The 9,054-nt window shown below is 28.7% G+C and carries 9 protein-coding genes; 3 read left to right on the forward strand and 6 right to left on the reverse strand.

Going from position 1 to position 9,054, the window contains the following annotated elements; genetic code table 11:
* From argS to ileS, 4 genes are all read right to left on the reverse strand, one after another.
* Window positions 1-1,724 (reverse strand): arginine--tRNA ligase (argS, locus tag U9O55_03670; protein MEA2088909.1); only part of this gene is annotated, 1,724 nt, incomplete at its 3' end.
* Complete coding sequence (locus tag U9O55_03675; protein ID MEA2088910.1) at window positions 1,725-2,105, reverse strand: PIN domain-containing protein; 381 nt, start codon at window positions 2,103-2,105, stop codon at window positions 1,725-1,727. It lies immediately after the preceding gene.
* 253 nt (window positions 2,106-2,358) lie between these two features.
* Entirely contained in the window at window positions 2,359-2,604 is a 246-nt protein-coding gene (locus U9O55_03680) for a hypothetical protein (protein MEA2088911.1), read from the reverse strand.
* Between the two features lie 56 nt (window positions 2,605-2,660).
* Window positions 2,661-5,627 (reverse strand): isoleucine--tRNA ligase, encoded by a 2,967-nt coding sequence (gene ileS / locus U9O55_03685; protein MEA2088912.1) that lies wholly within the window; start codon window positions 5,625-5,627, stop codon window positions 2,661-2,663.
* A 340-nt stretch (window positions 5,628-5,967) separates the two neighbouring features.
* Here ileS and U9O55_03690 point away from each other — a divergent pair, with 340 nt between their 5' ends.
* From U9O55_03690 to U9O55_03700, 3 genes are read left to right on the forward strand one after another with little or no spacing between them, the layout of a single operon-like run.
* The gene (locus U9O55_03690) at window positions 5,968-6,987 is read left to right on the forward strand and encodes a DUF4325 domain-containing protein (protein ID MEA2088913.1); all 1,020 of its coding nucleotides are present in this window, start codon (window positions 5,968-5,970) and stop codon (window positions 6,985-6,987) included.
* A gap of 34 nt (window positions 6,988-7,021) precedes the next feature.
* The gene (locus U9O55_03695; protein MEA2088914.1) at window positions 7,022-7,243 is read left to right on the forward strand and encodes a hypothetical protein; all 222 of its coding nucleotides are present in this window, start codon (window positions 7,022-7,024) and stop codon (window positions 7,241-7,243) included.
* Complete coding sequence (locus U9O55_03700) at window positions 7,240-7,506, forward strand: hypothetical protein (protein ID MEA2088915.1); 267 nt, start codon at window positions 7,240-7,242, stop codon at window positions 7,504-7,506. Before U9O55_03695 ends, U9O55_03700 begins: the two co-directional genes overlap by 4 nt.
* Here U9O55_03700 and lspA read toward each other — a convergent pair.
* Together lspA and U9O55_03710 are read right to left on the reverse strand one after the other, a co-directional pair.
* Complete coding sequence (gene lspA / locus U9O55_03705; GenBank protein ID MEA2088916.1) at window positions 7,499-7,960, reverse strand: signal peptidase II; 462 nt, start codon at window positions 7,958-7,960, stop codon at window positions 7,499-7,501. The genes U9O55_03700 and lspA overlap by 8 nt on opposite strands.
* Window positions 7,961-8,359 (reverse strand): TraR/DksA C4-type zinc finger protein, encoded by a 399-nt coding sequence (locus U9O55_03710; GenBank protein ID MEA2088917.1) that lies wholly within the window; start codon window positions 8,357-8,359, stop codon window positions 7,961-7,963. It lies immediately after the preceding gene.
* Window positions 8,360-9,054: the final 695 nt, after the last annotated feature.

Genomic DNA, 9,054 nt, shown 5'->3' on the forward strand with positions numbered 1-9,054 from the left:
AATAAATCAAGCCCTTTTTTGATTGTCTGTCCAACGCAATAAATCAAAAGCAAGCGGGCTTTTTTTGTTTCTTTTTTAGCTGTTAAAACAGGGCAGATGTGATAAAAACTATGAAAAGATTTTGCCAAGTCAAAAAGATATTTTGCCAAAATTGATGGGTCATAATTTTCGCCAGCGTTTTTTATAATTTCCGAAAATCTGCTTAACAAAAAAACAAGTTCTTTTTCTTGTTTAATTCTAAATTTTGAAAAATCAATTTTAACATTAATTTTTTCGTTTGACTTTTTAATAATACTATTAATCCTGGCAAAGGAATATTGCAAATAAGGACCTGTATGTCCTTCAAAAGCCAAAGATTTTTTTGGATCAAAATTAACAGTTGTTTTTGGATCATATTGCAAAATATAATATTTTAAAGCGCCAAGAGCTATGGCTTGACTCCGTTTTTCCAAATCTTCCTCGTTTATTTTTTCATCCCTTGCTCTAATTTCAAGGCTTGCCATTTTTCCTAAACTTTTGACTAAAGTATCTAAATCCACCTTTGTGCCTTCGCGGGATTTTAATTTTCCGCCTTCAACATTTACCATTCCATAACTTAAATGATACAAATTTTTACTTTGTTTAAATTTTAAAATATCCATAATCGCAAAAAGCTGTTTTTGCGCCAAGTTTTGCTCGCTTCCAATTATATGAATAATTTTATGCGGTTTAAAATCTTTTTGTTTCAAATAAATCAAAAAAATATCCTGCGTAATATATAAAGATGTCCCATCGCTCCGCAATAAAATTTTGTCAGGCAAATTATATTTTTTCAGATCAGCAACGATCGCCTTATCTTGTTTCTTAAATTTTTTGTTTTTTATTCCTTTTAAAATTATATCTTTTCCTTGTTTATATATTTCGCTTTCAAAATAAAATTTATCAAATTCAATTCCAATTTTATTAAAAGTTTCTTTTATCCCTTCTAATGTCCAGCTGTTCATTTTTTTCCATAAATCTAAAATTTTTTTATCGCCCTTTTCCCATTTTACTAACATATCTTGCGCTTTTTTTTCAATATCAGGATTTTGTTTTTTCATATCTTCAAACATTGTATAATAATCTCCGACAAAATGATCGCTTTTTATGCCGATTTCTTCAGGCAATAAATTTTTGCCTTTTTCTAAATAAGCAAGCATTGATTTGCAAATATGTATCCCCCTATCATTGATTAAACATACCTTTACAACTTTATATCCGTTCGCTTTTAAAATTTTAGAAACAGACCAGCCTAAAAAAGCGTTCCTGCCATGCCCTAAATGAAGCGGTTTATTAGTATTTGGGGAAACATATTCAATCACTATTTTTTTGCTTCTGCCTAATCTGTTTTCTCCGATTTTATTTCCTTTTTTAAAAATATCTTCTAAAATTGATTTTGCCATTTTTTCGCTATTAACAAAAAAATTCAAATAAGGTCCTTTATTTTCTATTTTTTTAATCAATCCAGCTTTTTTAACATTTATTTTTTTAGATAAATTTTTAGCAATTTCTATTGGCGATTTTTTTTGCGTTTTTGCCAAATCAAAACAAGGCAAGCTGAAATCGCCCATCTCTTGATTTGGCGGATAAACAATTTCCAAATCTTTTAATTCTTTTAAGTCTAAAACTTGTTTTAACAATCCAAAAATTTCCTTAATTGCCAAAGAAGTGAATTTATTTTCAATTTTAGAATTTATTTTAAACATTTATATTTTATTTTTCATTGCTTTTTCTAAATTTTTATCAAAAGTGATAACATCGTAAGTTTCTGACAAATATAATAAAGCTATATCAATAAAAGATAAATTTTTATTTTGAATACTTTTAAAATTATTTACAAAAATATTAAAAAAATATTCGTCAAAAAATAAAACTTTTGTATTTTGGTTATTAAACGCAATTTCAATAAAACCGTCAGCAATTTTTTTATTTGTTTTTTTTAATAGAACAGTGCAAACTTCAATAATCACATATTCTGGCACAACAATATCGCAATCTATTTTTTCCATAATTTTTACAGCTTTTTTATGTTGATTATCATTTTTGTCTAAAAAAGATATCCAAATATTTGAATCTAAAATAATCATACATTATTTGTAAAAATCAAAAGTGTTATTTACACTTTTAAAAAAATTCTTCTTGGTTGTCATTCCGAAAAGTATAATTTCTCGACGAGCTTGCGAGTCGTAAGAAATTAACTTATTCGGAATCTACACTATATATAATCACAAATCAATTGCAGTTCTGGATTCTGGATAAATGATTTTCTAAAAGCTCGCAGGCTCGCTTAGAAAATCTATTTTCCGGAATGACAAAAAGTGTAAATAACGCTAGTATATCTTACACATTATTATACAAAATTTTATCAATATTTTTACTCAAATTTTTATACTTGCTTTTAAATTGAATTTTTTTAAAATCATCCAAAGTATATTTTTTTTTATTATCACTTTTACTTATCGGTTCAATTCTAAAAACAGGCTTAGAATTTTTAACCACAATAAAAGAATGCCCATTAAGAGTTTCTTCAGAAATTGTTTTAAGATTTCTATATAATTGTTTTACTCCGATAATTTTGGTTTCCATAAATTTATAATTAAAATTTAAGTTCAACAATAGTTTAACTAAAATTTAACTTTCTGTCAAATTTTTTCTATTTGAATAAACAAAATTTCATTATCAATTTTAATTTCTTTGCAATCCTCGTCTGATTTTAAATCAGATGAAATATTAACAGTTAATGTGTCTTTTAAAATATCCTTTTTATATTCTTCAAATGTTTCTTTGATTTCTTTATTTTTGCTATTCCAATAAATATTTATTTTATCCTTAATAGTCAGCCCATTATTTTTCCGCATACTATTTATCGCGCGGACAATTTCCCGTTTTATTCCCTCTTGTTTTAGTTCAGGGGTAATTTTTGTATCCAATTCAACTTTCATATCTTTATCGCCCTTAACAATTTTTATATTCTTAACATTTATTTCATCTTTTATTAAATCTAAATATTCTTCATCAACTTTTAACTTTCCACTTTTAACTTTTAACTCGCGAAGTGGTTGCCTTATTCTAACGCCAACTTCCGCTCTTTTTGCTAATCCTAATTCAACAATTTTTCTCACCATCTCCATATCCTTTAAAATTTGTAATTTGTAATTCGTAATTGATAATTCTTGTTTTGGCCATTTTTCCAAATGAACAGACTCTTTTTCTCCGTAAACTTCTTTATACAAATATTCTGCCATAAACGGCATAAAAGGCGCGATAATTTTTGACAAGGTTAACAAAACATAGTGAGTTGTCTGCAAAGCGTCTTGTTTATCTTTTTCGTCATCGCCCTTAAAACGATCTCTGCTTCTTCGTAAATACCAAGTTGACAAATCATTTATAAATTCAGCTATTGGACGAGTAGCTTTTACTAAATTATAAATTTCCATATTTTCTTCAACTTCTTTTATTAACAAATTTAATTTTACTAAAATCCATTTGTCTAAAATGTTATTGGAATTTGCATGCCTGCTGACAAGGCAGGGCTTTTGATTTTCAAAAAGTTTATAAAAACTTAAAACATTTTTTAAAATCATTAAAACTTTTTTCAAAACCTCATCAACTCCTTTTTCCGAGAAATTCAAATTTTCAGCAAGCATCACAGGAGAAGTCAGCAAATAATATCTTAACGCGTCAGCTCCATATTTATCTAAAACCAAAGCAGGATCTGGATAATTTTTTAATTTCTTGCTCATTTTTTTTCCATCTTCCGCTAAAACAATTCCATTGGCTATTACATTCTTATAAGCTTGTTTATTTTTAATACCAACAGCAATCGCGTGCAAATAATAAAACCAACAACGAGTTTGATCTATGCCTTCCGCGATAAATTCAGCTGGAAAATTTTTTTCAAATTTTTCTTTATTTTCAAAAGGATAATGACATTGCGCGTAAGGCATTGCTCCGCTTTCAAACCAACAATCAAAAACATCAGAAATTCTTTTCATAGTTCCTCCGCATTTATCGCATTTAAAAATTATTTTATCAACTGTGTGTTTATGCAAATCATTAACTTTCTGTTTACTTAATTTTTCTAATTCGCTGATTGAGCCCATAACTTTTTTTTCTTTACACTCTTCACAAATCCAAACTGGAATTACTGACGCCCAAAATCTTTGTCTAGAAATTGACCAATCCCGCGCGTTTTCCAACCAATTTCCAAATCTCCCTTTTTTAATATGTTCTGGCGACCAATTTATTTTTTCAGCCAACTCCAACATCTGCTTTTTTATTTTTGTGATATTAACAAACCAAGAAGAAGTCGCATAATTCAACAGTGGAGAATCGCACCGCCAGCAATGCGGATAACTGTGTTCAAATTTTTTTTTCGCGAACAATAAATTTTTATGGGCTAAGTATTTTATAATTTCAATATCTGTTTTTTGATGATTATCAATTGGCTTTACATTCATTCCTTTGAAATCTTTTGCTTCTTCTTTAATAACTCCGTCCATTCCAATATGCTGAATAAAAGGCAAATTTTCTTTTTTAGCCAAATTCATATCATCTTCACCAAACGCTGGCGCGATATGCACGACACCAGTTCCTTCTTCGGTGGTTACAAAATCATCAGCATAAATTTTCCATCCATTTTCCTTATTTTCTAAATTTGCGTCTTTTGAATAATAATCAAAAATCGGTTCATATTTCAATCCAACTAAATCCTTACCTTTAAACTTTTCCATTATTTCATATTTTTCATTTTCTAAAGCATCTTTTAATCTGTCTTTTGCCAAAATAAAAACCTCCCCTAACCCCTCCTTATCAGGAGGGGAAAATTTGACTTTTACTTTTACATACTCAATTTCGTTCCCAACAGCCAACGCAACATTTCCTAAGAGTGTCCATGGCGTTGTTGTCCAAGCCAAAATATAAGTATTGTCATCAACAATAAAATTTCCTATTTTTTGTCCTGCTTCAAGTTTAAATTTTACAGTCGCTGACAAATCCTTAATATCTTTATAACCCTCCGCGACTTCTGACTGAGACAAAGTCGTTTCACATCGCGGACAAATATGCATTGGCTTATACCCATTATAAATCAAACCTTTGTCCCACAATTCTTTAAACACCCACCAAACAGATTCCATAAAATTCTTGTCCATTGTTTTATAGCAATTTTTCATATCAGCCCAACGTCCAAGCCTGCTGATTGTTTTTTCCCAATCATCAACATAGCTTAAAACTTTTGAACAGCATTGTTTGTTAAATTTTTCTATTCCCAAATTTTCAATATCTTTTTTGCTTTGCGAGTCCATTTCTTTTTCAACAATATTTTCAATTGGCAATCCATGACAATCCCATCCCCATCTTCTTTCAACACGATAACCTTTCATTGTTTTATATCTTGGCACAACATCCTTCATTATGTTTCCAACGATATGTCCGTAATGCGGAGGACCTGACGCAAACGGCGGACCGTCATAAAAAACATAGTCGCCTTTTGGCGCTTTCCTATTTACAGACTTTTCAAAAATTTTATTTTTTTCCCAAAATTTTAAAGTTTTTTCTTCTTGTTCTGAAAAAAAATTTTTTGTTTTTTGTTGATCTTGCTTTTTCATAAATTTTTAATCCGACTATCTTTTAATATTTTTCAAGTTTATTTTACTATTTTTAACGTAAATTAATAAAAAGTTGCATGGTTTTTGATAAATGCTATACTTTGATAAAATAAACAAAATAAACTAAAGAAGTAATTTAAATATAACATAAGCTTATATAACATACAAATTTTTACTATTAAAAAACAAAAAGTTTTTATAAAAACCAGTTAGCTGAGATATATATTTTTCTTTTAGGGCTATTGCCTCTCCATATAATAAACAAACTAAAATTAATAAAGTTGACAATATGATAATAAAGGGTTGACAATATGGTAAAAAAGGGTTTACAATATACTATATGAGTAAAAAAAGTACTAAAATTAAAGAATTCATTTTTGAACAATTACCAAATCATTCTACTGATATAGTACATCTTCTTTATAAAACATTCAATTTTTCCAGACAAAGAGCCCATTGGTATATTTCACAAGAAATCAAAAATGGTAAAATTATTAAAATTGGTCGTACTAATTCGACTCGTTATTTTATTCTAGGAGGGAATAATATTGAATTCAGTTGTAAAATTAAACCGGATTTAGCAGAGGATCAAATATGGTCTAAGTATGTAAAACCCATGATTACAGATTGTTCTGAAAATGTTAAGGGAATTGTTGCATACGGCTTCACTGAAATGTACAACAATGCCATTGATCACTCAGAGGGAACAACTATTTACACAAAACTTAAAAGGAATAATAAGAACCTCGAAATTACTATAATGGATAACGGTATTGGAATATTCCAAAAAATTAAAAATACATTAAACTTAGACTCAGTTCGAGAGTCCATACTTCACCTTTCAAAGGGTAAATTCACTACTGATCCCTCAAAACACACAGGAGAAGGAATATTTTTTACAACTAGAATTTTCGATAAATTTTCTATATTTTCTAGTCACATGTTCTATGGTTTCGAAAAAAATAATTGGTTTCTTTCATCCGAAAAAAATGAAAACTTTGGACAAGGAACTTATATTAAATTGACTCTATCTCTTAATTCAAAAAAAACTCCTAAAAAAGTAATGGATAAATACGCTGATCAAGAAATTGGATTTACGAAAACTATAGTTGCCGTGGCCTTAAGTGCTGGCCCAAACGACCCTCATGTATCAAGATCACAAGCAAAACGCTTACTTATGGGATTAGAAAAATTTAAAACAATCATTTTAGATTTTAAAAATGTAGCATCAGTTGGACAAGCATTCGTCGACGAAGTATTCCGTGTTTTTAAGAATGAACATCCTGATATTGTCATTCAATACTGTAATGCGAATAGTGAAGTTAAGGGCATGATAATAAGAAGACTATCTACAAAATAACAATGTTAAACTTTTCTATATTTATTAATTTAGTTTGTTTATTATATGGAGTGATTTGCATCCGCAAATCAAAGAAAAACATATACATCAGCTAACAACGCGATATACGGTTACGGCTCTTCCGAGAGCCTCCACCCATATTTGCCTCCGCTACCTGCCTGCCGGCAGGCAGGCGCTACGGCAAACATCAGATATGCCGAAACGTTATACGCAATTCAAAAAATATTTTTTTAATATGGTTTTCTTATTACTATGAAAAATTTAAAATTTAACAAAAAACAATTCATAATTCTTCTGCTTTTTTGTTTCTTTGGATCTGTATTAGCTATCACGCATGGGATATTTTTTGATCTTAATATCGCGCAAATCAAACGATTGACTTTTATTGGCGTTGCGCTGACAATGTTTATAGCTTTTTTATTTCTGCTGTTTTTGGAATGGATATTTGATTTAGACAATGAAATAAAAATAGAAAAATTAAGTAAAGAAATTGAAGATATTAAGAAAAAAATCAGGTAACTTTATGCTCTTGAAATAATTCCATTTTAACTAAAAAAATGGTTCCAAAAACAATACAAATATCAGCAAAGTTAAAAATAGAAAACCATGGGATATTGATAAAATCTATAACATAGCCCAAAAGTATTCTGTCAATTAGATTTGAAATAGCTCCTGCAAGAATAATTGTAATAATTAAAACTTTCGCGAAATTATTTTGCTGATAGTTTTTTCTCAAAAGATTAAGCAAAAACAGAATAATAATCGCTATTAACGGATACAAAACGCAATATCCAACATCAATTCCAAGCGCCAAACCGTAATTTTTGTTTAAAGTAATCTGTAAAAAATTTTCAATGGAAAAATCCCGAAAAGTATCGGGATTTTTTAATATAAATCGTTTACTGGCTTGATCTAAAACAATAATCACAATTCCAACAATATTTATCAAAATAATTTTTATAATTTTATTCATCTATGATTCGCCTTTTAATTTTTTTTTGCAATCAATGCACGCCGAAGAAACAGGCCTGATTTTTAATCTTTCTTTGCTAATCGGTTTTTTGCAATATTTACAAATGCCGTAAGTTCCTTTTTCAATTCTTTTTAAAGTATTTTCAATATCGCGTAAAGTATCATCCAAAGATTTTCCCAATGAAAGATTATCAGTAAAAGACGCTATTTCATTCGCATTCTCATCATTCTTATTGCCAAATTCAGGAAATATTGTTTGGTGTTTTTCTCGTTCATGCTTATCTTCCTTGGTAATCTTGCTTAATTCATTTTCTATATCCTTTTTTCTTTTTTCTAAAGATTTTCTAATTTGTTCTATTGTTTTTTTATCTAAATATGATTTTATTTTTTTTATTAACATAAATTTTAAAATAAATAATTGCAACTTATGAAATCGCTTTATAATTTAATTATAACAATTTATTTATATTTGTAAATAGTTTTAAACAAATTTAAAGAGGCGCTAACTAGCGCCCCTTTAATATATAATTTTATGGGCTGTTAGCGCCTCGGCTCTTTTAAAACCAAAACATCCTTTATATAGGGTTTTGTTTTAAAGAGCTAATGAAAGGCGCAGCCCGAACTTACTACACTTATTTTTTTCTACCGTCCTTGTGGTCAAATCCCTAGACTATGTCGTAAAAATTTGCCTTTTTCTTTTGTTTTTTGTTTTTGGACCTATGTCGGGTTATAGATCTATTTGGATAGTAGAAAAAAGGGGAATAAATATAAATTTAATTATATTTATTGCTCTATTTTCTGAAAAGAACAGATTTTCCCTTTTTAATATAATTATTATATCATAATTAAAAAGCTTTGTCAAGCCCCTGCACTGGTCCACATCATACTTCGCGCTAAATAATTGAAATATGATTAAAAATAATGTATTGTATGGGATTGAAATTAATTCTATACAACTTATGCAAACCAAAGCAGAAAGAAAACTAAATCCATTGCGTTATTATTTTTCAGATAGCGCTAAAAAAAGATTAAGGTGGATGTATATTATCTATTATGAATGCGATAAAAATATATCTCAAGCAGCCAACAAGATTG

Source organism: Patescibacteria group bacterium, assembly GCA_034660655.1.
Classification (GTDB): domain Bacteria; phylum Patescibacteriota; class Patescibacteriia; order JAACEG01; family JAACEG01; genus JAACEG01.